Annotated in this window: 22 protein-coding genes; 4 read left to right on the forward strand and 18 right to left on the reverse strand. The window is 68.4% G+C overall.

Annotated features, from left to right (window positions below; all coding sequences use genetic code 11):
* Positions 1-10 precede the first annotated feature (10 nt).
* The 7 genes from dprA to rplS form a co-directional block, all read right to left on the reverse strand.
* The gene (gene dprA, locus ABV606_RS01670) at positions 11-1,321 is read right to left on the reverse strand and encodes a DNA-processing protein DprA (RefSeq protein ID WP_353988094.1); all 1,311 of its coding nucleotides are present in this window, start codon (positions 1,319-1,321) and stop codon (positions 11-13) included.
* Positions 1,318-2,853, reverse strand: a complete 1,536-nt coding sequence (locus ABV606_RS01675) for a YifB family Mg chelatase-like AAA ATPase (RefSeq protein ID WP_353988095.1) — start codon at positions 2,851-2,853, stop codon at positions 1,318-1,320. The genes dprA and ABV606_RS01675 overlap by 4 nt, the downstream gene beginning before the upstream one ends.
* Positions 2,853-3,206 carry a YraN family protein gene (locus ABV606_RS01680; protein WP_281487497.1) on the reverse strand — a complete coding sequence of 118 codons (354 nt, stop codon included), beginning with the start codon at positions 3,204-3,206 and terminating at the stop codon, positions 2,853-2,855. The genes ABV606_RS01675 and ABV606_RS01680 overlap by 1 nt, the downstream gene beginning before the upstream one ends.
* Positions 3,207-3,356: 150 nt before the next feature.
* A complete protein-coding gene (locus tag ABV606_RS01685; RefSeq protein WP_281487496.1) occupies positions 3,357-3,680 on the reverse strand; it encodes a DUF2469 family protein in 324 nt (107 codons plus the stop codon).
* 12 nt (positions 3,681-3,692) lie between these two features.
* Positions 3,693-4,352 (reverse strand): ribonuclease HII, encoded by a 660-nt coding sequence (locus ABV606_RS01690; RefSeq protein WP_353988096.1) that lies wholly within the window; start codon positions 4,350-4,352, stop codon positions 3,693-3,695.
* Between the two features lie 5 nt (positions 4,353-4,357).
* Positions 4,358-5,098 (reverse strand): signal peptidase I, encoded by a 741-nt coding sequence (gene lepB, locus ABV606_RS01695; protein ID WP_353988097.1) that lies wholly within the window; start codon positions 5,096-5,098, stop codon positions 4,358-4,360.
* Positions 5,099-5,165: 67 nt separating this feature from the next.
* The gene (rplS, locus tag ABV606_RS01700) at positions 5,166-5,513 is read right to left on the reverse strand and encodes a 50S ribosomal protein L19 (RefSeq protein ID WP_281487493.1); all 348 of its coding nucleotides are present in this window, start codon (positions 5,511-5,513) and stop codon (positions 5,166-5,168) included.
* A gap of 168 nt (positions 5,514-5,681) precedes the next feature.
* On the opposite strand from rplS, the gene ABV606_RS01705 reads away from it, so the two are divergent.
* Positions 5,682-6,320, forward strand: a complete 639-nt coding sequence (locus ABV606_RS01705; RefSeq protein ID WP_281487492.1) for a TetR family transcriptional regulator — start codon at positions 5,682-5,684, stop codon at positions 6,318-6,320.
* A gap of 114 nt (positions 6,321-6,434) precedes the next feature.
* Here the strand turns inward: ABV606_RS01705 and trmD are convergent, their stop codons facing one another.
* From trmD to rpsP, 4 genes are read right to left on the reverse strand one after another with little or no spacing between them, the layout of a single operon-like run.
* Positions 6,435-7,151, reverse strand: coding sequence for a tRNA (guanosine(37)-N1)-methyltransferase TrmD (gene trmD / locus ABV606_RS01710; RefSeq protein ID WP_353988098.1), 717 nt, complete (start codon positions 7,149-7,151; stop codon positions 6,435-6,437).
* 57 nt (positions 7,152-7,208) lie between these two features.
* Positions 7,209-7,766, reverse strand: coding sequence for a ribosome maturation factor RimM (rimM, locus tag ABV606_RS01715; RefSeq protein WP_353988099.1), 558 nt, complete (start codon positions 7,764-7,766; stop codon positions 7,209-7,211).
* Between the two features lie 2 nt (positions 7,767-7,768).
* Positions 7,769-8,005, reverse strand: a complete 237-nt coding sequence (locus tag ABV606_RS01720; protein ID WP_281487489.1) for an RNA-binding protein — start codon at positions 8,003-8,005, stop codon at positions 7,769-7,771.
* 4 nt (positions 8,006-8,009) lie between these two features.
* Positions 8,010-8,456 (reverse strand): 30S ribosomal protein S16, encoded by a 447-nt coding sequence (gene rpsP / locus ABV606_RS01725; RefSeq protein WP_353988100.1) that lies wholly within the window; start codon positions 8,454-8,456, stop codon positions 8,010-8,012.
* A gap of 244 nt (positions 8,457-8,700) precedes the next feature.
* Here rpsP and ABV606_RS01730 point away from each other — a divergent pair, with 244 nt between their 5' ends.
* On the forward strand, positions 8,701-9,831 hold the full coding sequence (locus ABV606_RS01730; protein WP_353988101.1) for a glutamate--cysteine ligase: 1,131 nt from the start codon (positions 8,701-8,703) through the stop codon (positions 9,829-9,831).
* A gap of 81 nt (positions 9,832-9,912) precedes the next feature.
* Here ABV606_RS01730 and ABV606_RS01735 read toward each other — a convergent pair whose 3' ends face one another.
* Together ABV606_RS01735 and ffh are read right to left on the reverse strand one after the other, a co-directional pair.
* A complete protein-coding gene (locus tag ABV606_RS01735) occupies positions 9,913-10,737 on the reverse strand; it encodes an LLM class F420-dependent oxidoreductase (RefSeq protein ID WP_281487486.1) in 825 nt (274 codons plus the stop codon).
* 55 nt (positions 10,738-10,792) lie between these two features.
* Positions 10,793-12,361: a signal recognition particle protein gene (ffh, locus tag ABV606_RS01740; protein WP_281487485.1), complete on the reverse strand. Its 1,569-nt coding sequence runs from the start codon at positions 12,359-12,361 to the stop codon at positions 10,793-10,795.
* Positions 12,362-12,474: 113 nt separating this feature from the next.
* On the opposite strand from ffh, the gene ABV606_RS01745 reads away from it, so the two are divergent.
* Positions 12,475-13,923 carry an MFS transporter gene (locus ABV606_RS01745; RefSeq protein WP_353988102.1) on the forward strand — a complete coding sequence of 483 codons (1,449 nt, stop codon included), beginning with the start codon at positions 12,475-12,477 and terminating at the stop codon, positions 13,921-13,923.
* Positions 13,924-13,978: 55 nt separating this feature from the next.
* On the opposite strand, the gene ABV606_RS01750 is transcribed toward ABV606_RS01745, so the two are convergent.
* The 4 genes from ABV606_RS01750 to ftsY form a co-directional block, all read right to left on the reverse strand.
* A complete protein-coding gene (locus ABV606_RS01750; protein WP_353988103.1) occupies positions 13,979-15,451 on the reverse strand; it encodes an aldehyde dehydrogenase family protein in 1,473 nt (490 codons plus the stop codon).
* Positions 15,444-16,553 (reverse strand): alcohol dehydrogenase catalytic domain-containing protein, encoded by a 1,110-nt coding sequence (locus ABV606_RS01755; RefSeq protein ID WP_353988104.1) that lies wholly within the window; start codon positions 16,551-16,553, stop codon positions 15,444-15,446. The genes ABV606_RS01750 and ABV606_RS01755 overlap by 8 nt, the downstream gene beginning before the upstream one ends.
* Before the next feature lie 8 nt (positions 16,554-16,561).
* Positions 16,562-18,286 (reverse strand): NCS1 family nucleobase:cation symporter-1, encoded by a 1,725-nt coding sequence (locus ABV606_RS01760; RefSeq protein ID WP_353988105.1) that lies wholly within the window; start codon positions 18,284-18,286, stop codon positions 16,562-16,564.
* Positions 18,287-18,622: 336 nt separating this feature from the next.
* Positions 18,623-19,498 carry a signal recognition particle-docking protein FtsY gene (gene ftsY / locus ABV606_RS01765; protein ID WP_353988106.1) on the reverse strand — a complete coding sequence of 292 codons (876 nt, stop codon included), beginning with the start codon at positions 19,496-19,498 and terminating at the stop codon, positions 18,623-18,625.
* Positions 19,499-19,737: 239 nt separating this feature from the next.
* Between ftsY and ABV606_RS01770 the strand changes: the two genes are divergently transcribed.
* Entirely contained in the window at positions 19,738-20,346 is a 609-nt protein-coding gene (locus ABV606_RS01770) for a histidine phosphatase family protein (protein ID WP_353988107.1), read from the forward strand.
* Positions 20,347-20,460: 114 nt separating this feature from the next.
* On the opposite strand, the gene smc is transcribed toward ABV606_RS01770, so the two are convergent.
* Positions 20,461-24,132 carry a chromosome segregation protein SMC gene (smc, locus tag ABV606_RS01775; protein WP_353988108.1) on the reverse strand — a complete coding sequence of 1,224 codons (3,672 nt, stop codon included), beginning with the start codon at positions 24,130-24,132 and terminating at the stop codon, positions 20,461-20,463.
* Between the last annotated feature and the right edge of the window lie 124 nt (positions 24,133-24,256).

A 24,256-nucleotide genomic window follows, 5' to 3' on the forward strand; every position in this document is an offset into this window, starting at 1 on the left:
ATTCATCGGTTCAGGATAGGCCCGACCCAGAGGCCTTCCGCCAACCTCGTTCGCCAGACACGACCGCCCCCTCGAGTTCGAGCGCTCCGAGGATCGCCTGGACCCGTGCAACCGCGAGCCCGCTCCGCCGCGACACCTCGAGCGTGTGGCGCTCCGCTCGGCTGCTGAGGGCATCGAGCAGGCGCAACTGCTCGGGGTCGTGCGATGTGAACAGAGCCTGCTGCATCTCTGCTCCCTCGGGGTGCAGGGCGATCACCTCCTCTGCGTTCGTGACGCACACCGCGTCGTACTCCCTGATGAGGCGGTGACAGCCGGCGGAGGCGGCGCTGGTGACGGGCCCGGGCACGGCGCCGAGCGCGCGTCCGAGTGCAGCAGCATGCCCGGCCGTGTTGAGCGAGCCGGATCGACGGCCGGCCTCGACCACGACCGTCGCCTGGCTGAGCGCGGCGAGCAATCTGTTTCGCTGCAAGAACCGCCATTTCGTTGGCGGGCTTCCACAGGGCACTTCAGACAGCACCACGCCGTGCTCGGCGATGCGATGAAGCAGACCGTCATGCCCACTCGGGTAGAAGCGGTCCACGCCTCCCGCGAGCACAGCCGCGGTGACGCCGCCACGAGCGAGGGCCGCCCGGTGCGCTGCGCCGTCGATGCCGTACGCGGCGCCCGAGAGCACCGCGAAGCCTCGGTCGCAGAGGCCTGCCGACATCTCGATCGCAACGCTCTCGCCATAGGCCGTCGCCGCGCGCGCCCCGACAACCGCGATCGAACGCTGGAGCGACGCCAGTCGCCCGGGGTCGCCGCGCAACCAGAGCGCCGCCGGGGCATGCGGACCGAGATCATCGAGACCCATCGGCCACTCCTCATCGTCAGGACACAGGACCCTCACGGCTTGCCGCGCAGCGCTCAACAGAGTCGAGTGCACGTGACGAGCGACGGCACGAGGCCGCCACCTGTCTAGGGCCGCGTGCAATCGGGAGATGGCCGCCTGCGCATCACCGGCCTCTTCGAGCGGTTCACCAGTGGCGTCGTGGAGCCGGCGCACCAGCTCTGCGGGAGCGGTGCCATCGATCACCGCCTCCAGCGCTCGCACCCCGCCGAGCGCTCCAGTCAGCGTGCCTGCGTCGCGATCACCGGGTTCGGCGATCATGCTCCAAACGATGGCTGCGAGCAGGTGTTGGCGGCCATCGTCGTCGCGTTCGCGAAGCGCCACGCGATCGAGCAGCGGACGCAACTCGCGTTCATCGAGCCCGAACAGCGGTGCCGTCGCGCGCCCAGGCTGCGACCCATCGATCAACGGTCGGGCATGGGGGCTCAGGATCATGAGGAGAGGGCCTTTCGAAAGTAGAGAGCACGACCGAGGTGTTCTGCGGTTGGAGAGGACGAACCGGCCAGGTCCGCTATCGACCAGGCGACGCGGAGCACTCGATCGAACCCGCGCATCGAGATCGCTCCTCGCTCCAGCGCGCGGTCGAGCGGAGCCGTGACGGCCGCAGGAAGGCGATGCCGCGTGTCGCGCAACCACGACCCGGGCACTTCGGAGTTGGTGCGCCACGGTGTGCCCGCAAGCCGCTCGCGTGCCGCCGCGCGCGCTGCGGACACGCGCTCACGAGCCTCGGCGGACGTCAGTCGGGCGTTTCCCGAGGCCGCGGTGAGTTGCGCTGCGGTGACGCGAGACACACGAAGCTGGATGTCGACACGGTCGAGCAACGGACCCGACAATCGCGCGAGGTAGCGACGCCGTGCGTACGGAGCGCAGTCGCAGTCGGCGTCGGGCGCACCGTGCTGGCCACAGGGGCACGGGTTCGCCGCGAGCAGCAGCTGGAACTTGGCGGGGAACGATGCCACAGCGTTCGCCCTGTGAATCGTGATGCGTCCAGATTCCAGCGGCTGCCGCAGCGCGTCGAGGGCGACGGCCGAGAACTCGGCCGCCTCATCGAGGAACAACACGCCGTGGCTGGCTCGAGCGGCGGCGCCCGGGCGGATGATCCGGCTCCCGCCTCCGACGAGCGCGGCCGGAGTCGCCGTGTGATGCGGCGCTTCAAACGGCGGCCGGGTGGGCAATCGGCCGGTGACCGGCTCCCCTGCCAATGAGCGCACAGAGTTCACCTCGAGCGCCGCGTCCGTGTCGAGCTCAGGAAGGATGCCGGGAAGCCTCGCCGCAAGCATCGTCTTGCCCGCGCCCGGTGGTCCGAGCAGGAACATGTGGTGCCCGCCCGCAGCAGCGGCAAGCATTGCCTCGATCGCATCGTCGTTCCCGATGACCTCGCAGAGATCGGCATCTGCATCTTCGACAACGCGGGGCGCGGCCGGCATGATGGGCTCGACGTCGATCAGTTCCAATTCGGCGCCGTGCCAGACGGCCGCCTCCCGGAGTGAGGCCACTCCGACCACTCGCACACCCGGCACAAGGGCCGCTTCGGCCGCGTTGCCTGCCGGCACCATCACGGTGTCGAAGCCGGCCCGCGACGCCGCCAGCACTGCCGGGAGGATGCCGCTGATCGGGCGGAGCCGTCCGTCGAGGCCCAGCTCCCCCAGGTGCGCGAGCCGCTCGACGGACGCGGGGTCGACGACCCGGTCGGCAGCGAACGCGGCGAGTGCGATGCCGAGGTCGAACGCGGTTCCGTGCTTCGGGAGTCCCGCCGGCGAGAGGTTGATGGTGAGGCGTTGCCTGGTGAGAGGGCACCCCGAGTTCATGGCTGCAGCTCGCACACGATGCTGAGCCTCCCCCAGCGCGGCATCGGGCAATCCGACGAGCACGGTGGCGGGAAGCCCGCTGGAGATATCGGCCTCGATCTCGACGATCGCCCCGTCGATGCCGAGCAGTGCGACCGAGTGGGCGCGAGATACCGCCATCAGCACACCGCCCGCAGATGCTCGATGGCGGCGGCGCCGTCGTTCGACCGCAGCACGGCGACCGCGTCGATTCTGATCGCCCCCGTGCCTGGATGCGCTTCGCGCCACAAGCCGGCGAGCCGGCGCAAGCGCGACTGCTTCGCAGGTGTGATCGCAGCGAAAGGATGCCCGAAGGCCTCGCTCGACCTCGTCTTGACCTCGACCAGGACGAGCTCTCCCTGGTGCTCGGCGACGATGTCGACCTCGCCAGAGCGGCAGCGCCAGTTGCGTTCGACGATCGTGTACCCGCGACGTTCGAGATACTCAGCGGCGAGAGATTCCCCCTCGCGGCCGAGCCGGTCTTTCTGTGCCATGTCGTCCGCCCTCCTGGAACGAGGGTGGAGGGTCTGTGCAAAGGGAATCGGCGTCCCACCCGAACCTGCTCATCAGGCAGTTCGGTTCGCGGGTGTTGAGGGCGCGCGAAGACGGCGCCACGAGCCGCTCAGGGAACGGGCTCGGGCGAGCTACTCGTCGAGCGCGAGCTCCTTCGGCAGCTTGAACTCTCGCGTGCTCAGCTCCTCGATGTTCACGTCCTTGAACGTGAGCACCTTCACCGACTTCACGAAGCGGTCTGAGCGGTAGACATCCCACACCCAGACGTCGTGCATGACGAGCTCGAAGTAGAAGTCGTTCGCCGTGTCGACGCGAGTCTGAGTGACTTCGTTCGCGAGGTAGAACCGCCGCTCGGTCTCGACGACGTACTTGAACTGGCCGACCACATCGCGGTATTCGCGGTAGAGGGCGAGTTCGACCTCACGGTCGTAGTCGTCGAAGTCGTCGTCATCCATGCTGCACCAATCCTAGGCCGGAATATCGGGCGCGGTTCTCAGCCAGGTGCGCCGGTGCATGGCGCTGGCGCCGTGCACGGCGAGCGCCGCGAAATGCGCTGCACTCGCGTAGCCCTTGTTGCTGAGCCAGTGATACACCGGCTGCTCGTCGTGCGCACGGATCATGAGGCTGTCGCGATGCACTTTCGCGATGACGGATGCCGCGGCGACCGAGCCGCAGTCGCGGTCCGCCTTCGCGCGCGTCACCACCCGGAGCGGAGCCCGCAGCACCGGTGAGAGCCAGTCGTGGGTGCCGTCGAGGAGGACGACGCTCTCAGTGACGGGCACGCCCGACCGGTGCAGCTCTTCGAGCACGCGTCGAGCCGCGAGCCCTAGCGCGGCGATGATGCCGTCCTGGTCGACCTCTGCGGCAGACGCCAGCCCCACCCCGCACGCCTCCGCCCACGCGCGCGCGTCGGCCTCGACCCCGGAGCGCTTGGCCTCCGGGATGAGCTTCGAGTCGCGGAGCCCCTTGGGCACCGCTGAGGCCTTCGCCGCGATGACGGCAGCGCCGACGGCCACCGGCCCGGCGAGCGCGCCCCTGCCGACTTCATCGAGCCCGATCACCAGACGCGACCCGCCCGCGAAGAACGCCCGCTCAACCGAGAGATCCGGTTCGGCGACCGCCATCATCGCCTTCAGCGCTCCAAGTCGACGCCGCGGAACACGGTCTCGTAGTTGTCGAGCCAGGTCCAACGATCGATGGGCCACGAGATGACCACAGCCCGCCCGACGACATTGCCCATCGGCACGAAGCCGTTGCCCGGCTTGTCGCGGTTGTAGCGCGAATCGGCGGATGCCCAACGATTGTCGCCCATGACCCAGAGGGCGCCCTCCGGCACGGTGATCTTGAAGTCGTCGGCGGAGACCCTGGTGGCGCCGGCAGGCAGGTTCACGTACGGCTCGTCGAGCGGCACGCCGTTCACGGTCAGCTGACCGAACTCATTGCAGCAGGCGACGGTATCGCCGGGGAGGCCGATCACGCGCTTGATCAGGTGCTCGTTCGTGTCGTCCGCCGCGAGCCCCACCAGCGAGAGCACCCAGTCAGCCGCTGCCGCGATCGGCGCCTTCTCAGGCTCCGGCGACGGGGTGAGCCAGCCCCCTGGGTCCTCGAACACCACGATGTCGCCACGCGCCACTGGCACGAGCTCCGGCGTCAGTTGATTGACGATGATGCGGTCATCGCGGTGCAGCGTGTCGAACATCGACTCCGACGGGATGTAGAACGACCGGATCAGAAACGTCTTGATCAGGAACGAGATCACCAGAGCGGCGACGAAGATCACGAGCACGTCGCGGAGGAACGACCGCCATCCCCCACGCCTGCGCGGCGCCCTGCGAGATTCCGCCCGGCGCGCAGGCTGCAATGCATCCGTCATTAAACCCCTGAGCTCCCCGACCATCCTAGATGTGCGGGGAGCTCAGTCGAATCGGTGAGAGCCAGCGTCAGCTCTCGCGCTTCTCGCGAATCTTCGCCTTCTTGCCCGTGAGGTTGCGCAGGTAGTACAGCTTCGCGCGACGCACGTCACCGCGGGTGACGACCTCGATGTGGTCGATGACGGGCGAGTGCACCGGGAAGATGCGCTCGACGCCCACCTGGAAGCTCACCTTGCGCACGGTGAAGGTCTCACGCACGCCGTGGCCCGAGCGAGCGATCACGACGCCCTGGAAGACCTGGATACGCGAGCGCTGACCTTCAATGATGTTGACGTGCACCTTGACGGTGTCACCGGCCCGGAACTCGGGGATGTCGGTGCGAGTCGCAGCCGCATCGACGGAATCGAGGATGTGCATGGTGGTTCGCTCTCTGCGGCCGCCGCTGGTCGGCTCGCGGTAAGGAAGAATGGTTGTCAGTGGTGTGCCGTTGTGATCGTCGGTTCCCCAGAGGCAGAACCGGCTCAAGGCACAGCTATCAATTCTGCCATAGAGTCGAGCAGGCTGCGAACGAGTCGAAGGAGGCCGGTGACCCAGACCCAGGATCTGTTGCGACGGATCATCCGCACCGCCCCAGTTCAACAGCGCAGCAGTGAGCGAATCGAGCTGCTGCTCGATGCTGCTGCCGCGATCATCGCCGAGACGGGCGTCGACGGGCTCACGACGAGCCTCGTCGCGGCGAGGGCTCACTCCTCTGTCGGGGTGGTCTACCGCTACTTCCCGAACATCGGCTCGCTCCTGCAGGCGTTGACGGTCCGGAACATCGAACGCTACGTGGGCCGCCTGGCGTCCGCGCTCCGCCCCGGTCTGGAGGGCTGGGCGCCGGCGCTCGACGCGACCCTCGACATCTTCGTCGACATGATGCGCAATGAACCCGGGTTCCGATGGCTGCGACTCGGCGATCTCGTGCCGGAGCGGCTGCTCGATACCGATGGAGCGAGCGGCGGAATGCTGGCACAGCTGTACCTGTCGATGCTGAGCGAGCACTTCGAGGTGCAAGCGACCCCCGAAGCGGTCTTCAAGATCGAGGTCGCGGTCGAGATCGCCGACGGACTCATGCGCCGGGCCTTCGCGTACGACGCACACGGCGACGAGCGCTTCATCGAACGAACTCGGGAGCTCATGCACGCCGAGTTGGAACCCATCCGAGCGATGATCCCACGGTGACTCCCGCACGGCGGTGACTCTCGAACGGCAGGGCCTCCCGCGGCAGTGTCTCTCGAACGGCAGGGCCTCTGGAAGAGCGGTTACTGCTGGGCGCTGTACCGGCCCCGCTGCGGCTCAGCCGGGCAGCAAGTCTGGCCGCACCTGGCGCGTGCGCTCGAGCTGCTGCTCGTGACGCCATGCAGCCACGGCCGCGTGGTTGCCGCTCAGCAGCACCGGCGGAACGTCGAAGCCCCGCCAGCTCGCGGGCTTGGTGTAGCTCGGGTACTCGAGCAGCCCTGACTCGTGGCTCTCCTCGACCAGGCTCTCGGGGTTGCCGACCACGCCAGGGATGAGCCTGCCGATCGCCTCGATCATCGCCATGGCTGCCACCTCGCCGCCGTTCAGCACGTAGTCGCCGAGGCTCACGAGGCGCACCCTCGCGCGAGTGGCGGTGTGGTCGACCACGCGCTGGTCGATGCCCTCGTACCGGCCGCAGGCGAAGACCAGGTGCTGCTCCGCGGCGAGTTCCCTCGCCATCGCCTGGTTGAACTGCAGGCCCGCAGGCGAGGGGAAGATGACGAGAGGGCCGGATGCAGCAGTATCCTGCTCCGCCTCACCGTCGGGGTCGCCGATGATCTCGTCGAACGCCTCGCCCCATGGCTCCGGCTTCATCACCATCCCGGCGCCGCCGCCGTACGGTGTGTCGTCGACAGTGCGGTGGCGGTCATGCGTGAAATCGCGGAGATCGTGCACGCCGAGCTCGATGAGTCCTGCCCGGCGCGCCTTGCCGAGCAATGAGATGTCGAGCACATCGAAGAACTCGGGAAAGATCGAGACGATATCGATGCGCACGATATCGACCCTAGACTGCCCGGTCGTTGCGCGGGTACACGGCAGCGTGCCGGGGCGTCACTCTGCGGCGTCTTCGAAGAGCCCGGAAGGGGGCGTGAGCTCGACGAACCCAGCCTCGATATCGACCGACGGCACGATGGCCTTCACGAATGGGACCATCACTTCGCGATCGCCGGTGTCGACGACGAGCAGGTCTTGTGCGGGCAGGTGCTCGACTCGCGCGACGGTGCCGACCGGGGCTCCGTCGCGGCGCACCTGCAGACCGACCAGCTGGTGGTCGTACCAGGCGTCTTCCTCGGCGGGCAGCTCATCGCTGCTCTGTTCGATCCACAGGATCGCACGCACGAGAGTCTCAGCCGCGGTGCGATCGGTGACGCCCTCGAAGAAGGCGACCGGCTGGCCGTTGTACCAGCGGAGCTCGGTGAGCTCGATCGTCTTGCCATGCCACGGCGAGGTGCTCGGCACCTGGAGCGTGAAGGAGGCGCCCGGCACGAAGCGTCGCTCGGGCTCGTCGGTGTACAGCTCGAGCTTCAGCGCGCCCTTGAGCCCGTGCGCTTTCACCAGCCGACCGACGCGAAGCTGCGTGCGGTCGGGCTTCTTCGATGACGCCGCCACGACTAGGAGTCGGTGTCGATGACGTCGACACGCACACGACGACCATCGGCGAGAGCGGCCACGAGCGTGCGCAGCGCCTTCGCGGTGCGCCCGCCGCGGCCGATCACACGGCCGAGGTCCTCGGGGTGCACGCGCACCTCAAGGACCTCGCCGCGCGGTGAGCTCTTCGACGCGACCTGCACCTGATCGGGGTGGTCGACGATCCCCGAAACGAGGTGCTCGAGCGCAGAGGACAGCACTGGACTAGGCCTGGCCCTCTTCGGTGCCCTCGGCCGCGGGCGCCTCAGCGGCGTCGTCGGCTGCGGGTGCCTCGGACCCCGCCTTCGGCTGTTCAGCCTTCTCGCTCTTCGGCTTGAGCACGGCCTTCTTCTTCTCGTCGGCGACGAACTGAGCCTTGGCCTCGACGGGCTTGATGGAGCTCTTCGCGTCCTTCTCGCCCTTGAACTTGCCCCAGTCGCCGCTGAGCTTCAGCAGCGCGAGCACCTGCTCGGTGGGCTGAGCACCGACGCCGAGCCAGTACTGGGCGCGCTCCGAGTCGACCTCGATGAACGAGGGCTCCTCGGTGGGGTGGTACTTGCCGATCTCTTCGATCACGCGACCGTCGCGCTTGGTGCGCGAGTCTGCGACGACGATGCGGTAGTACGGCGCACGGATCTTTCCGAGGCGCTTGAGACGGATCTTGACAGCCACAATTCTCCTGAGTATTTGCGTGGTGTGAACTGGAGCCGCAGGCGTGGGGGCACTCTCGGCGAAAGCTCGTGGTGCTGCGGGCGCCTGATAGAGGGTCGGGCGAGCCGCAACTCGGCTATCCATTCTGCCAGATCCAGCGGGCTGCGGCGAACCACGACGTTCGCCGCCCGATGCGGGTGGCCCAGTCGGAGAAGAGACAGTGCAGTCGCATGGCCACCGGCATCCGCCCACGTCACAATCGAGTGTGGCAGTGACCTTCGCGAGTTCAGAGCGTTCGACCATCGGCATCGAGTGGGAATTGGCCTGCGTGGATGCCGAGACCCGGGAGCTCAGCCCTCTCGCGGCAGAGTTGCTGCGGCGCACCGAGGGGTACGACGGCTATCCGCGCCTCACGACGGAGTTCCTGACCAACACCATCGAATTGGCGAGTTCGGCGCACCGCCGGGTGCGGGATGCGGTCGCGGATCTGGTGTCGCTCATCGACCGCGCGCAACCGGTGGCGCGTGAGCTCGGTGTCGAGCTCGTCTGCGGCGCCACGCATCCGTTCAGCCGCTGGGACCGGCAACAGGTCACGCCCGGTAAGGACCGCTACCAGCGCGTGCTCGATCGGTCGCAATGGTGGGCTCGGCAGATGATGATCTGGGGCGTGCACGTGCACGTCGGCGTCGACCGCGCAGAGGCGGTGATACCCGTCATGAACGTGCTCATCGACCACTTCGCACACTTCCAGGCGCTGTCCGCGTCGAGCCCGTTCTGGCAGGGCGACGACACCGGCTACGCCTCCAACCGGGCGCTGATCTACCAACTGCTGCCGATCGCTGGGCTGCCACCGCGCTTCGAGCGCTATGAGGAGTTCGAGCGGATGGTGGAGGATCTCGTGGGCTGCCAGGCGATCGAGGACTCCAGCGAGCTGCGCTGGGACGTGCGCCCCTCGCCGAAGCTCGGCACCGTGGAGAACCGCATCCCCGACGGGGTCGCGACGATCGAAGAGGTGGGCACCATGGCGGCGCTCACCCAATGCCTCGCAGAGGAGACGATGCGACGACTCGACGCCGGAGAGACCGTGGAGCCGTTGCCCCATTGGTTCTGGCGCGAGAACAAGTGGCGCGCCGCCCGCTACGGACTCGACGCGAACATCATCGAGGATGCCGCCGGGTCGAGCCGGCCGGCACGATCGGCGATCGCGGCGCTGTGCCAGCGTCTGGCGCCGATCGCCGAGGAACTCGATTGCGCAGACGAGCTCGCGGGCGCAGAGCGGATCATGCAGCGGGGTGCCGGCTACGAGCGGCAGCGCCGGGTCGCGACCGACAGCACCGACCGCGGGCGGTCGGTCGTCGACTCGCTCATCGAGGAGTTGCGCGCAGGACTGGCATGAGCCCGGTGCGCCGGCCGACGATCACCTGCGGCACCGGAGGGGACCAAGCCGCGCCCCGCCCAGCCGCGCGGGGAAGCCGACTCAGCCGCGCGAGCGCTCGTCGCGCCAGCGGAGCCAGCGAGCGACCTTCTCGAAGTCGTACTCGGGGCCGCGGAGGCCGATCGTGAAGAAGGTCGCACCGAGGTCGAGCAGGGCGTCGGCATCCGCATCGCTCGCCCGCCGCAGTTCGACGGAGACCTCGATCTCCGAGACATCCCGACCGACCGCGTCGGCGTGCATCCGAAGCACCTGCAGCTTCTCAGCGAGCACCTCAGGGCTGCTGAAACTGTGCCAGATGTCGGCGTGCTCGGCCACGATTCGAAGCGTCTTGCGCACTCCCCCGCCACCGATCAGCACCGGGATGCGGCGAGTCGGCGGCGGGTTGAGCTTGGCCCAGCGCTGCTCGATCACCGGCATGTCGCGGGCGAGGGCATTCAAGCGCGAGCCCGGGGTGCCGAACTCGAAGCCGTACTCGTCATAGTCGCGCTCGAACCATCCGGCTCCGGTGCCGAAGATGAACCGACCCTGGCCGCCGTCACGGGCACTGATGTGGTCGATGGTGCGCGCCATATCGGCCTGCAGATTCGCGTTGCGGTACGAATTGCAGCTCACAAGCGAGCCGAACTCGACGCGCGACGTCTGCTCGGCCCACGCGGCCACCATCGTCCACGCCTCGAAGTGCAATCCGTCGCGGTCTCCAGTGAGCGGAAAGAAGTGGTCCCAGTTGAAGAGCACATCAACGCCCATGTCCTCGAGGCGAGCCACCGCGTCGCGGATCGTCGAATACCGGGCGTGCTCAGGCGCGAGCTGCACCGCGATGCGAAGCGGACGATCGGGGCGCGCTGCCTCACGGATGCCGTTGCTCATCGGCTCTCGATGCTCAGCTCTCGACACTCAGCTTTCGACACTCAGCTTTCGACACTCAGCGACCGAGGAGCTTCTGCAGCGACTCGAGCTCTTCGGCGCTCGGCCCGCCAGCACCCGCCGCGCCCCCGAGGCCGAAGCCGGATCCGCCTCCTGCACCCGGGGTCACGCCGGTCGCGCGGGCTGCTTCTTCGGCTGCGCGCTTCGCCGGGTTCCCCGACCGCGAGCCGCCCTTCTTCTTGCCCTTCGCCTTCGCGGCCTTGCCGCGCCCGCCGCCGAATCCCCCGGGGATCGGCCCCATTCCCGGCACCTGCGGCACCCCGCCGCGGGCGACGGTCTTCATCATCTTCGCGGCCTGCTCGAAGCGTGCGACGAGCTGGTTCACATCGGTGACCGTCATGCCGGAGCCCTTCGCGATGCGAAGCCTGCGGGAGCCGTTGAGGAGCTTGGGGTTTCGTCGCTCGGCGATCGTCATCGATTGGATGATCGCCTCGGTGCGCGTGATCTCGCGCTCATCGAAGTTCTCCAGCTGCTCACGCATGCCCTTGGCCCCGGGCAGCATGCTGAGCATGCCCTTCAGCGAGCCCATCTTCTTGACCTGCTGCATCTGGGCGAGGAAGTCTTCGAGCGTGAAGGTGTCGCTCGCGAGCTTCTCGGCGACCTTGCGCGCCTCTTCCTCGTCGAACTGCTTCTGCGCCTGTTCGATGAGCGTGAGGATGTCACCGAGGTCGAGGATGCGGCTCGCCATGCGGTCGGGGTGGAAGGGCTCGAAGTCGCTCAGCCCCTCACCGGTCGAGGCGAAGATGATCGGGCGCCCGGTCACACTGGCCACCGAGAGGGCGGCACCGCCGCGTGCGTCGCCGTCGAGCTTCGACAGCACGACGCCGGTGAAGTCGACGCCTTCCTGGAACGCCTTGGCCGTGGCCACGGCATCCTGACCGATCATGGCGTCGATGACGAAGAGCACCTCGTCTGGATCGATGGCCTTGCGGATGTCGCGCGCCTGCTTCATCATCTCGGCGTCGACGCCGAGCCGGCCCGCGGTGTCGACGATGACCACGTCGTGCTGCTTGTCGATCGCGTGCTTGATCGCGTTCTTCGCGACCTTCACCGGGTCGCCGACGCCGTTCCCGGGCTCCGGCGCGAACACGGGCACGCCCGCCTGCTCACCGACGATCTGCAACTGGGTGACCGCGTTCGGCCGCTGGAGGTCTGCTGCGACGAGCATCGGCGTGTGCTGCTGCTCGGCCAGCCACTTCGCGAGCTTGCCGGCGAGCGTCGTCTTTCCAGCACCTTGCAGGCCGGCGAGCATGATCACGGTGGGCGGGTTCTTCGCGAACTCGAGCCGACGCTGCTGACCGCCGAGGATCTGGATCAGCTCGTCGTTGACGATCTGCACGACCTGCTGGGCGGGGTTGAGCGCGCGGTTGACCTCGTCGCCGAGCGCGCGTTCGCGCACGCGGGTCGTGAACGCCTTGACGACGTCGAGGGCCACGTCGGCGTCGAGGAGGGCGCGACGGATCTCGCGCACCGTGCCGTCGACATCGGCGGCGCTCAGCTTCCCCTTACTGCGAAGGTTCTTGAACGTATCGGCGAGCCGGTCGGAGAGCGTGCCAAAAACAGCCATGATGCAGCCAGTCTACGGGAGCGGGCATCGGCGGATCGGGAACCGGACCAGGCTGCGGGCCGACGTCTCCCCGCGGCGCTTCGGGCGGTTCGGCGTGCAGTACGGTGACACGCATGCCTGCACCAGCGCTCACGCGCACCGAACGTCTCGATCGTCTTCCGTTCACCAGCCGGCATCGCCGTCTCCTTGTCGGCTCGGGCATCGGCTGGGCGCTCGACGCCATGGATGTCGGGCTGCTGTCGTACGTGCTGGTGGCACTGGCCGCCACCTGGCAGATCACTCCTGGCGAGCAGTCGTGGATCGCCACCGCGAGCGCCGTCGGCATGGCGATCGGCGCGAGTCTCGGCGGTCTCCTGGCCGATCGACTCGGCCGGCGGCAGGTGTTCGCGCTCACCCTGCTGGTCTTCGGGATCGCGACGGGAGTCAGCGCGCTCGCCTGGTCGGTGGCGCTGCTAGTGGCTCTCCGGTTCATCGTCGGTCTCGGCCTCGGCGCCGAGTTGCCGGTGGCCTCGACCCTGGTGAGCGAACTGGCGCCCGCCCGCATCCGGGGTCGCGTGGTGGTGCTGCTCGAAGCGTTCTGGGCCGCGGGCTGGCTCGCCGCCGCCCTCATCGGAGCGTTTCTCGTGCCCTCGAGCGACGACGGCTGGCGTTGGGCGCTCGCGATCGGAGTGGTGCCGGCCTTCTACGCCATCGTCGTGCGGTGGAGGCTGCCGGAGTCGGTGCGATTCCTCGAGACGCGGGGTCGTCACGAGGAGGCAGAGGCTGTCGTGCGCTCCTTCGAGGAGTCTGCAGGTGTCGGGCACGAAGCGGATGCGGCAGCCGACCGCGGCACACGCCTCAGCGTTGCCGAGCCGAACGCCGTGACGAGCAGCGCGGATGCCGCTGATGCGGCGGATGCGCACTCCACCATTGCCCACTCCACCGATGCGCGCTCGGCCGGTGTCGGGCCGGGCGCCGCGACTCAGACGACGCGGCTCGGTGGCCTGTTCAGTCCGGGCATGCTCCGCCGCACGGTGCCGCTCTGGGTCGTGTGGTTCTGCGTGAACTTCTCGTACTACGGCGCGTTCATCTGGCTGCCGACGATCCTGTTCAACTCGGGCTTCTCGCTCGTCCGCTCGGTCGGGTTCACGCTGATCATCACGCTCGCTCAGCTGCCGGGCTACGCCGTGGCTGCCTGGCTCATCGAGGTGTGGGGGCGGCGAGCGACGCTCACCGTGTTCCTGGCCGGCTCAGCGGCATCCGCCGCACTGTTCGGCACTGCGACCACCGACGCTTGGATCTTGACGTTCGGCTGCCTGCTGTCGTTCTTCAATCTGGGCGCGTGGGGTGCGCTCTACGCGGTGACGCCGGAGCTCTACCCGACCCGGCTGCGGGGAACGGGTGCCGGCTGGGCGGCCGGTGTCGGGAGGATCGGAGCGATCCTCGCGCCGCTGTCAGTGCCCCTGCTCAGCGCGGCCGGCGGATCGCCACTGCTGTTCGGGGTCTTCGGAGCGGTGTTCGTGATCGCGGCTGTGGGCGCGCTGCTGCTGGCCGAGCGAAAGGGGCGGCCGCTCGAGGACTGACCCAGTGGGTCTTCGAGCGACCGCCCCTTGCAAGCGGCGCCGTAACCGGCGCGGATCAGAACCCGGCGGGGACGACGGGCGTGAAGATCGTCTTGTAGTGCAGATAGGCGGTGATCGCCTCTGCCCCGAGTTCGAACCCGACGCCGGAGTCCTTCCGCCCGCCGAACGGCGCTCCGATGTCGAAGTTCGCCATGTTGAAGCCGACCGTGCCTGTCTCGAGGCGACGCGCGGAGTCGAGCGCGAGCGATTCGTTCTCGCTGAACACCGCGCCGGAGAGCCCATAGCGCGAGTCGTTCGCGATCGCGAGCCCCTCCTCCACATCGCCGCTGTACTTCGTGATCGAGACGGCGGGACCGAAGAGCTCCTCGCGGAACATCGTCATCTCGGGCGACACATCGACGAAGACCGTCGGCTGGACGAAGAACCCGGTGCCCTCGGCCGAACCGCCACCGATCATCGCCCGGGTGCCCTCCGTCTTCGCGATCTCGTAGTACCGCTCGATCGACGCCTTGTGCGCGCGGCTCACGACAGGGCCGACGACCGTTTCGCGGTCCATCGGATGGCCGACCGGCCATGACCTGACGGTCTCGGTGACGGCGGCCACCACATCGTCGTAGATCGCGGCGGGCACGATCAACCTGGTGTTGTTCGTGCAGGTCTGCCCGTTGTTGGCGAAGCTCAACTCGTGCAGGTGCTCCACGAACTTCTCGATGGATGCGTCTTCGAGCAGCAGTGCCGCCGACTTGCCGCCGAGTTCGAGTGTCACCGCCTTCAGGTGCTGGCCGGCCAGCCCGCCGATGTGACGCCCCACATCCGTGGAGCCCGTGAACGCCACCTTCTGCACGCCCGGGTGAGTGACGAGGTGGTCGCCAGTCTCGCGGTCGGTCGGCACGATGTTCAGGACGCCGGCAGGAACGCCGGCCTCTGCCGCCGCCTCAGCGACGAGGAAGGAGTTCAGCGCGGTCATGGTCGCCGGCTTGACGACAGCGGTGCAGCCAGCCGCGAGTGCTGGCGCCAGCTTGAAGAACAGCGTGCTGAGCGGGTAGTTCCAGGGTGCGATCATGGCGACCACACCGATCGGCTCCCGCCGGACGAGTGAGTGGCCGACGCCTGCGGGGCGCAGATCCTCGACCGGCGATCGCTCGATGACGTCGGCGTAGAAGCGCAACAGCGCCGCGGCGGTGTCGGCGTTGGCGCCGCGGGCGCGTCCGAACGGTGTGCCGACCTCCCGTGTGATGAGCTCGCCGAGCGCGTCGCGCCGGCGCTCGATCGCGTCGGCGAACCGGCGCATGACGGCCGCTCGTTCGGCCGGCCCGTAGCCGCCCCAGCCGTCCCTGTCGTTCAGCGCGGCGTTCGCGGCGGCGACGGCTCGATCCACATCCGCTCGCCCCGCGACCGCGTATGAGCCGACCACTGCCTCGGTGGTCGAGTCCACGATCTCGTGGCGAGCGGAAGTCTCTGGTGCGGTCCAATCGCCGCCGATGTACAGCTCGTCGCGTTCGACGATGCTCAGCGTGGCCTCAGGCATGTGCCACGACTCCTCTCAGGTTCTTGCCCGCGCGCAGATCGGCGAAGCCTTCGTTGATGTCTTCGAGCGCGTACTGCGCCGAGACGAGTTCGTCGAGCTTGATGCGGCCCTGCGCGTACAGGTCGAGGATGATCGGGATCTCGTGGCGCGGGTTGCACGAGCCGTAGATGGTCCCCTTGATCGTCTGCTCCTTGAAGATGATCTGGGTGCCGGGCAGTTGCACGTTCTTGTCGAACACGTCTTGCGACATGCCGGCGAGGACGAGGCGCCCGCGCTTGCCGAGCAGGCCGTACGCGGCCGTGACGATCGGTTCGGTCGTGTTGCCAGTGGCGACGATGACGACATCCGCCCCATCAGCCACCGGGTTCACGCTGCGCACGAAGGCGCCGGCTTCATCGGTCGAGGTGAACTCGGCCGTGGCGCCGAACTGACGCGCGAACTCGAGCTTCGCAGGGTTCATGTCGATCATGACGACGTGCCTGGCCCCGGCGAACTTCGCGCCCTGGGCGGCGTTGATCCCCACGCCGCCCGCACCGATCACGACCACCGTGTCGCCGACGCGCACCTCGGCCGAGTGCACTGCGGCGCCCCACCCGGTGAGCACGCCGCAGCTCACGACCGCCACGACCTCGAGCGGCACGACCGGGTTGACCTTGACCACCGTCTTCGCCGACACCACGGAGTAGCGTGCGAAGGTTCCCAGCCCGCAGTTCGCGGGAACCGGTTCGCCGTCGTGCGAGAACCGGAACGTCGCCGGGTCGGCCGTACCCGGGCTGTTCGCGGCGCTCGAGCAGAGGTTCGAGTGGCCGGTCACGCACCAGTCGCAACGCCCGCACGCCGGGATGAACGAGGCCGCGACGTGGTCGCCGACGGCGAGGCCCGTCACGCCTTCGCCGACCTCGCGGATGATGCCGGCGCCTTCGTGCCCGCCGACGGCCGGCAGGTCTCCGAGCCCTCCGTGGCGGAGGTGCTCGTCTGAGAAGCACAACCCGGCATGGGTGAACTCGACGAGCACTTCGCCGGCCTGCGGTGGCGCTAGGTCGATCTCAGTGACCGTCCAGTCCTCCCCCGGCGCCAGCATGAGCGCTGCTTGGGTCTTCATGGTGCTCCTTATTGCTTGCTGGTGACGAGCTCGTCGGCCGGCCCCGCCGCCGTGGCGGTCGCGTCCTCGCCAACGGCGGTCTGCTCGGCATCGGCGGTCTGCTCGGCATCCTCGGCCACCGGGCGCGCAGCACCGGCATCCGCCGCAATGCGCTCCCCCGCTGCGGCACCCGGGAGCGCCGCACCGGCGACCCCGGCCGCGCGATCGGCGGCGTCGAGCGAGAGCGAAGCAGGCGGGAACGCACGGGCGAGCAGCCAGTGGATCAGGAGTCCGCTGATGAACGCGACAGCCCAGTTGTAGTCGTACAGCGGCTTCAGCAGCGGGATGAACCCCGCCTCAGGGAACGGACCTCCGGTGCCGCCAGCGGAATAGGCGCCGCCGACCGAGAGCAGCAGCGCGATCGCCATCGCCGTCAGGGCCCGCCAGTTGAAGCCGCGACGGTACTCGTAGCGGCTCCCGCGCTGGTACAGCTCTTCCACGGCGAGGTAGCGGCGCCTGATGATCCAGTACTCCGCGACCAGGATGCCGGCGACCGAGCCGAGGAACGCACCGGTGAGACCGAGCCACACGAAGATGTAGAGGTTCGGGCTGGCGAGCAGGTTCCACGGCTGCATCAGGATCGCGATGACGCCCGTGATGATGCCGCCCATCTTGAACGAGACGTAGCGCGGGAAGGCGTTCGAGAAGTCGTAGGCAGGGCCGACCGTGTTGGCGGCGACATTGACCGCCACGGTGGCGACGATGATGCAGAAGAGGCTGAAGAGCACGGCCAGAGCGTTCGGGATGAGGCCGACGAGCTCCACCGGATCCCAGATCGGGCGTCCCCACACCTCGACGGTCGCAGAGGTGGTGAGCGCCCCGATGGTGGTGAACGCGACGATCGTCGGCGTGAGGCCCACGGACTGACCGACGACCTGCGCCTTCTGGCTCTTCGCGAAGCGAGTGAAGTCGGAGATGTTGACCGACATCGTGGCGAAGTACGCGATCATGCCCATCAGCGCGCCAGGGAAGATCGTCCAGAAGCCGGCGCCCCATCCGAGCTCCGATGGCGCCGATGCCATCGGACCGAGGCCGCCGGCGAGGTTCATGACCCAGACCATGAGGATGCCGGCGACCACGAGGATCAGCGGTGCGGCGAAGTTCTCGAGCTTGCGGATCGACTCGATGCCGCGCAGCACGAGGGCCATCTGCAGCAGCCAGAACACCGCGAACGAGAGCCAGAGGGTCCACGGGTGCCCGCCGAAGCGCTCGGCATCCGACCACCACGATCCGAAGAAGACACCGCACAGCGTGTGGATCGCCTGACCTCCGACCCACGTCTGGATGCCGAACCATCCGCAGGCCGAGATGGCCCGGATGAGCGCAGGCACGTTGGCGCCGAGCGCTCCGAAGGCCGTCCGCGCGAAGACCGGGAAGGGGATGCCGTACTTGGCCCCGGCATGGCTGTTCAACAGCAGCGGGATCATCACGATGAGATTGCCGAGCCCGACGGTGATGACCGCCTGCACCCAGCTCATGCCCATATCGATGAGCCCGCTTGCGAGGTAGTACGTCGGGATGCCGTGCGCGATGCTCATCCACAGCGCGGCGTAGTTGTAGGTGTGCCACGTGCGCCCCTTGAACGGGACTGGCGCGAGGTCGTGGTTGTACAGCTTGCTGACCTCGATATTGGCGGTCGTCGTCAGCTCGACGCGGCCGGCTTTGTCTTCAATGATCGCCTTGTTCGTCCCCATCTCAGTCGAATGACCTCACCGGGCGTGCGATCGTCCCTGCGCGACGCAGCATCGAATCCTCCTTGACTCTTAGGTTCAACTAGCGAACCACTGGTTCACTTTTCACGCAACTTGACACGCACGCGTCGGGAAACCGTGCATTCGCGCGGGTGCCCGGGCTGCGGGAGAGACTCCTCGGGCTCCGCGATCGCTGCCGCGAGGCAGGTCGATGCGGCCGAATGACGGATTCCGCGGCCTTGAACTTCGGGCGGCGCCATGAGCAGCGCGCTGTGCAACGGGCGGGCCACAACGAACGAGACGCAGCGGCAGCAGCAGCAGCAGCGAAAGCGGCCGAGCTCAGCCGACGAGCTTCTGCGCGTACACGTGAGGAGTGAAGCCGGTGAGGTCACCGATGCCCTCACCCTGGCCGATGAGCTTGATCGGGATGCCGGTCTTCTCCTGCACCGCCAGTACGAACCCGCCCTTTGCTGAACCGTCGAGCTTGGTGATCACGAGCCCGGTCACGCCGGCGTGCTCGATGAAGGCCTGCGCCTGTGAGACGCCGTTCTGCCCAGTCGTGGCATCGAGCACGAGCAGCACCTCCGCGATCGGCTCGAGCTTCTCGACGACGCGGCGCACCTTCGAGAGCTCGTCCATGAGGCCGGCCTTCGTCTGGAGTCGACCGGCGGTGTCGATCAGCACGATCTCGGCTCCGGTGGCGCGGGCGCGTTCAACCGTCTGGTAGGCGACGGATGCCGGGTCCTGCCCTTCCTGCTGCGGTCGCACGATCTGGGCCCCGGCCCGCTCGCTCCATGTCGCCAGTTGCTCCACCGCCGCGGCGCGGAACGTGTCGGCGGCGCCCACCAGCACGCTCCGGCCATGACCGACGAGGAACCTGGCGAACTTCCCGATCGTGGTGGTCTTGCCCACGCCGTTGACGCCGACGACGAGCACGACGGCGGGCCGGTTGCTGAGGGTCAAGGTGGTGTCGTACTGGGCGAGGCGTTCCTCGACGGTCTCGCGCAGCATCCGTTTCAGGTCTGCCGGGTCGGTCGTGCGGTACTTCGCCACCTGCTCGCGAAGGTGCTCGACGATCGCCTCGGTGGTGTCGGGGCCGAAATCGGCGCCGATCAGGGCGTCTTCGAGTTCCTCCCAGGTGTCGTCGTCGATGGTCTTGCGGGCGAACATGCCGCGCAGGGCACCGGACAGCGACCAGGGGGTGCGTTCAGCCATGCGTCCAGGCTAGGGCAACGCCGCCCCTGGTCTCGGCGTCCGGAAACGAGCACGGAGACGGCGCTCGGACTGGCGTCGCGGCGAGGATCAGAAATGATCCTCGCTTTGAGCTCCAACGTCCGGAACCGAGCGCCGAGACGGCGCTCGGCACTGGCGTCGCGGCGAGGATCAGAAATGATCCTCGCTCCTAGCTCCAGCGTGCTGACCGATCGTTCAGGCCGCTCGGGCATCATGGAGGCATGATCATCGCCCTTGTTCGTCACGGCCAGACCGATTGGAATGCCGAGGATCGGATGCAGGGCTCCAGCGACATCCCGCTCAATGAGGTCGGCCGCGCCCAAGCGGTGACCGCTGCGGAGGTTCTCTCGGATGCCGCCGCATACGGCGCCTCGGCGTGGTCGACCATCATCAGCTCGCCCCTGCAGCGGGCCCACGAGACTGCGAGCATCATCGCGTCGCGGCTCGACGTGCCCCTCGGCGAAGACATGCCCGAATTGGTCGAGCGGCACTACGGCGAGGCCGAGGGGATGACGATCCGCGAGATCGACGCGAAGTGGGCGCGCCGCACCATGATCCCCGGCGTCGAACCGGTCGACTCGGTCGTCACGCGCGGCGTCGCAGCGCTCGACCGGATAGCCGAGCGCCACGACGGCTCCGATGTGGTCGTCGTCTGCCACGGCACGCTCATCCGGTTGACGCTCGGCGAGCTCGCAGGACACCCGGTGGGCCGGGTGCACAACGGCGTGCTTTCGACGGTCGAGTACCGCGACGGCGAGTGGGTCGTGCTCAGCGTGAACGGCCTGCCCCTCGGCGACCCGCGAGTGCCCGCACACATCGAGTCGTTCTAGCCGCGGCATCCGCAAGCGCATGCCGGGCGCCCCGGCCAGAGTTCACCGCAACGGTCGGGGAAGCAACTCTCTCCGAAGCGGCGAACGCGCGCCGGCACGCGCCCGGGCCGGCGGTCAGGCGCTGCGTTCTTCGACGCGGACGCGCTGACCGACGACTGCGGAGACTCCGTCTTGCCGCATCGAGACGCCGTAGAGCGCGTCGGCGATCTCCATGGTGCGCTTCTGGTGCGTGATGACGATGAGCTGCGACGACTCGCGCAGGTCCTCGAAGATGGTGAGCAGGCGGCCGAGGTTCGCGTCGTCGAGCGCGGCCTCGACCTCGTCCATGATGTAGAACGGGCTCGGACGCGCCTTGAAGATGGCGATCAGCAGCGCGACCGCCGCGAGCGACCGCTCGCCGCCGGAGAGCAGCGAGAGCCGCTCGATCTTCTTGCCGGCGGGCTTGACCGTGACCTCGATGCCGGTGGTGAGCAGGTCGTCGGGGTTGGTCAGCTGCAGGCTTCCGGTGCCGCCGGGGAAGAGCACCGGGAACACTTCGTTGAACGCCGTCCGCGTGTCTTCGAACGCGGCCTCGAAGATCTCCTGCATCTTGCCGTCGAGCTCGTCGATGATCGCGAGCAGGTCCTTGCGGGTCTGTGTGAGGTCAGCGAGTTGTTCGGTCAAGAACTTGTGCCGCTGCTCGAGTGCTGCGAACTCTTCGAGCGCGAGCGGGTTCACTCGCCCCAGTTGCTGATACTTGCGCTCGGCCGCGGCGAGGCGGCGCTGCTGCGCGGCGCGGTCGAACGCGACGACCTCACGTTCAGGAGCGGCACCACCGTCGGCGCTTCCATCGCTCGACCGGGCATCGCCCGCCTGTGCATCGCCCGCCTGGGCATCGCCCGCCTGTGCATCGCTCGCCTGCGCGTCGGTGTCGCGCTGGAGCGTCGACACAGCGGCATCCGCATCGCCCGGCGCCTTGTCGACCGGCACCGGAACATGCGGTCCGTACTCGGCGACGAGCACGTCTTCCACCAATCCCAGCTCGTCCCCCGCGCGCTCCAGCAGCGACGAGAGGTGCAGCTTCTTCTCGTACAGCTGCATCTCGAGCCCGTGCACCTGCTCGCTCGCGGCGTGCAGGCGCTCTCGCAGTGCGCTCTCGGTTCGGCGCAGCTCGGAGAGCTCTTCGTTCTGGGCGGCTCGCTCCGCTTCCGCCGCGGCAAGCCGCACGCGTGCATCGGCGACCGAGCGATCGACCGAGTTCAGCACTGGCGGCAGCGCCTCGATGACCGAGGCCGCAGCTGCGATCTGCCGCTGGCGCAGCACCGCGAGCCGGGCCTGCTCCCGGGCGGCGTCGCGCTCGGCGTCGAGCTGTCGTGAGAGCTCGTCAGCGCGCTGCTGCTCGGCACGCACCCGCTCACGAGCGGTTTCGAGCTCGACGCGAGCCTGCAATTCGGCTGCGCGCGCCCGGTCGAGCTCAGCGACCATGCCGTCGCGCGCCGACACGTCGAGGATGGGGCGCGGCCGCGCCGCATACTCCTCATGCTCGGCCCTCGCGCGATCGACGGCGGCCTCTGCCACGCGCGCCGATTCCGCCGCACGGTCTCGAGCCGCCTGCAGACGCTCGCACTCGGCCTCCGCTGCTTCGAGCTGCACACGAGCGCGCCCGAGCTGTTCGGTATGCGCGGCGAGACGCCGGTCACGATCGCGCACGGCCTCGGCAGCGGCCGCGGCTCGCTGCTTCGCGGCGCTCAGCGCCTCACGCAGCGCGTCGACCTCGCTTCGACGCTGCTCGACGGCCGCGGTGACCTCGACGAGTCGTTCAGCGGCGGCATCCCTCTCAGCCAAGAGTTCGATGCGTCCTTGCGACCCCCCGGAGCCACCGCGCAGCACGTGCTCGGTCAGCACATCGCCGTCGCGCGTCACCAGCGTGACCGGCACCGTGCCGAGCGCTTGCCGCAGCAGCGGCACCGCCTTCCGTGCAGCACCCAGATCATCGGCGATCGTGACGTGCCCGAGCACACCAAGCACGCCGCTCGGAGCCGTGACGACGGATGCCGCCGGCTGCAGCCCCGCCACCTCGGGCCACTGCGGCGCGTGGGCCGCGGCATCCGCCACGACCACCTCGACTCGGCCGAGGTCGTTGGCCGCGGCGTGCTCCAGCGCGGCGTGCGCGGCACCCGCGTCGGAGGCGAGAAGCGCCTCGGCGAGCGTGCCGAGCGCTGCGGCCACCGCGGCTTCGAAGCCGGGCTGCACCTGCACGTGGTCGGCCACCGGGCCGAGGAGGCCGGGCAGGTCGGCATCGACCAGTCCCCCGGTCGCACTGCGTGAGTCGAGCGCGCGCGAGAGCGCGCTGCTTCGCGCGGCGAGCGCGTCGCGTTCCCGCTCGTCGGCATGCAATGCCTCGCGCGCCGTCTCCAGCTGCGTTTGCAGCGCGACCACCTGCTCCTCGGCGGCCGACTGGGTCTCGTCGAGCTCGGCATCCGCCGGCTCCTGATCGGGATGCCGTTGGCCTTCGAACTCGTCGTATCGGCCGCGCGCGTCCTTCAAGCGCTGCTGGGCCTGCTCAAGACTGTGCTCGTGGCGAAGCGATTCGCCTCGCGCGGCGGCGAGCGACGACTGGGCGACCTCGGTCTTGCTCGCAAGCCGCGCGAGCTCCAGATCGTGCTGCGAGACGAGCGCGCTCTGCGCGCTGATCTCCTCATCGAGCGAATCGAGGGATGCCTTCGCTGTCGCTGTCGCGGCCGCTGCTCGTGCGACGGCGTCTTCGGCCTGGGCGATGTCGCCGCGAAGGCGTTCGGCCTCCGACCGCGCGTCGTCGACCATCTGCTGCGAAACCGTCGATTGCATCCCCGGCAGCTCAGCCTGCTGCCCGAGCAGCGCGAGCTTCTGGTTCGCGAGCGAGTACAGGCTGCGCAGACGCTCCTGCACCTGCTCGAGCGCGAAGGCGACACGGCGGGCAGCGTCGACGGCATCCCCGCTCATCGCCTGCTCCAGACGGTTCTGACGCAAGCGGGCTTGATCTGCCTGCTCCTGCAGCACGATGCGCTCGCTCTTGCGCTCGTGCTCGGTGCGACTGAACTCGGTGATCGCAGCCCGCAACTGCACGACTTCGTCGGCGAGCAATCGGGCACGTGCGTCGCGCACGATGGCGGCGATGGTCTGCGCCTCGCGCGCGATCTCGGCCTGGTGCCCGAGCGGTTTGAGCTGTCGGCGCAGCTCGCCGGCGAGGTCGTTCAGGCGCGTGAGGTTCGCCTGCATCGCCTCGAGCTTTCGGAGCGTCTTCTCCTTGCGGCGACGGTGCTTCAGGATGCCGGCTGCCTCTTCGATGAACCCCCGGCGTTCCTCGGGGCTCGCGTGCAGCACATTGTCGAGTCGGCCTTGGCCGACGATGACGTGCATCTCACGGCCGAGCCCCGAGTCGCTGAGCAGCTCTTGCACGTCGAGCAGACGGCATCCTTCGCCATTGATGGCGTATTCGCTGCCGCCGTTGCGGAACAGCGTGCGGCTGATCGTCACCTCGGAGTACTCGATCGGCAGGGCGCCGTCGGAGTTGTCGATGGTAAGGGTCACTTCGGCTCGGCCGAGCGGCCCGCGCGTGGACGTGCCGGCGAAGATGACGTCCTCCATCTTGCCGCCGCGCAGGGTCTTCGCTCCCTGCTCGCCCATCACCCAGGCGAGCGCGTCGACGACGTTGCTCTTGCCCGACCCGTTCGGGCCGACTACACAGGTGACGCCGGGTTCGAACGCGAACGTGGTGGGTTGCGCGAAGGACTTGAACCCCTTGAGGGTCAGACTCTTCAGATACACGCAGCCGCCTGTCGTCGCTCGGTCTCGCTCGGTCTCGCACGGCGTCGACGCACCGGTCGAACGCTGCGACAACGGTACCCGACCGTGCGGCCCCGACCTCGACAGCGACGCGGTGCGGCCATAG

It is taken from the genome of Ruicaihuangia caeni (assembly GCF_040536845.1).
GTDB lineage: Bacteria > Actinomycetota > Actinomycetes > Actinomycetales > Microbacteriaceae > Ruicaihuangia > Ruicaihuangia caeni.

Excerpts from the sequence above, each read along its gene's own strand:
- ABV606_RS01745 (WP_353988102.1), top strand. The coding sequence starts at position 12,475 with ATGCCTGCACCAGCGCTCACGCGCACCGAACGTCTCGATCGTCTTCCG.
- ABV606_RS01685 (WP_281487496.1), bottom strand. The coding sequence starts at position 3,680 with ATGGATGACGACGACTTCGACGACTACGACCGTGAGGTCGAACTCGCC.
- ABV606_RS01750 (WP_353988103.1), bottom strand. The coding sequence starts at position 15,451 with ATGCCTGAGGCCACGCTGAGCATCGTCGAACGCGACGAGCTGTACATC.
- dprA (WP_353988094.1), bottom strand. The coding sequence starts at position 1,321 with ATGATCCTGAGCCCCCATGCCCGACCGTTGATCGATGGGTCGCAGCCT.
- lepB (WP_353988097.1), bottom strand. The coding sequence starts at position 5,098 with ATGACGGATGCATTGCAGCCTGCGCGCCGGGCGGAATCTCGCAGGGCG.
- ABV606_RS01690 (WP_353988096.1), bottom strand. The coding sequence starts at position 4,352 with ATGATGGCGGTCGCCGAACCGGATCTCTCGGTTGAGCGGGCGTTCTTC.
- ABV606_RS01770 (WP_353988107.1), top strand. The coding sequence starts at position 19,738 with ATGATCATCGCCCTTGTTCGTCACGGCCAGACCGATTGGAATGCCGAG.
- ftsY (WP_353988106.1), bottom strand. The coding sequence starts at position 19,498 with ATGGCTGAACGCACCCCCTGGTCGCTGTCCGGTGCCCTGCGCGGCATG.
- ABV606_RS01760 (WP_353988105.1), bottom strand. The coding sequence starts at position 18,286 with ATGGGGACGAACAAGGCGATCATTGAAGACAAAGCCGGCCGCGTCGAG.
- ABV606_RS01735 (WP_281487486.1), bottom strand. The coding sequence starts at position 10,737 with ATGAGCAACGGCATCCGTGAGGCAGCGCGCCCCGATCGTCCGCTTCGC.
- ffh (WP_281487485.1), bottom strand. The coding sequence starts at position 12,361 with ATGGCTGTTTTTGGCACGCTCTCCGACCGGCTCGCCGATACGTTCAAG.
- rplS (WP_281487493.1), bottom strand. The coding sequence starts at position 5,513 with ATGCACATCCTCGATTCCGTCGATGCGGCTGCGACTCGCACCGACATC.
- ABV606_RS01675 (WP_353988095.1), bottom strand. The coding sequence starts at position 2,853 with ATGGCGGTATCTCGCGCCCACTCGGTCGCACTGCTCGGCATCGACGGG.
- ABV606_RS01680 (WP_281487497.1), bottom strand. The coding sequence starts at position 3,206 with ATGGCACAGAAAGACCGGCTCGGCCGCGAGGGGGAATCTCTCGCCGCT.
- ABV606_RS01755 (WP_353988104.1), bottom strand. The coding sequence starts at position 16,553 with ATGAAGACCCAAGCAGCGCTCATGCTGGCGCCGGGGGAGGACTGGACG.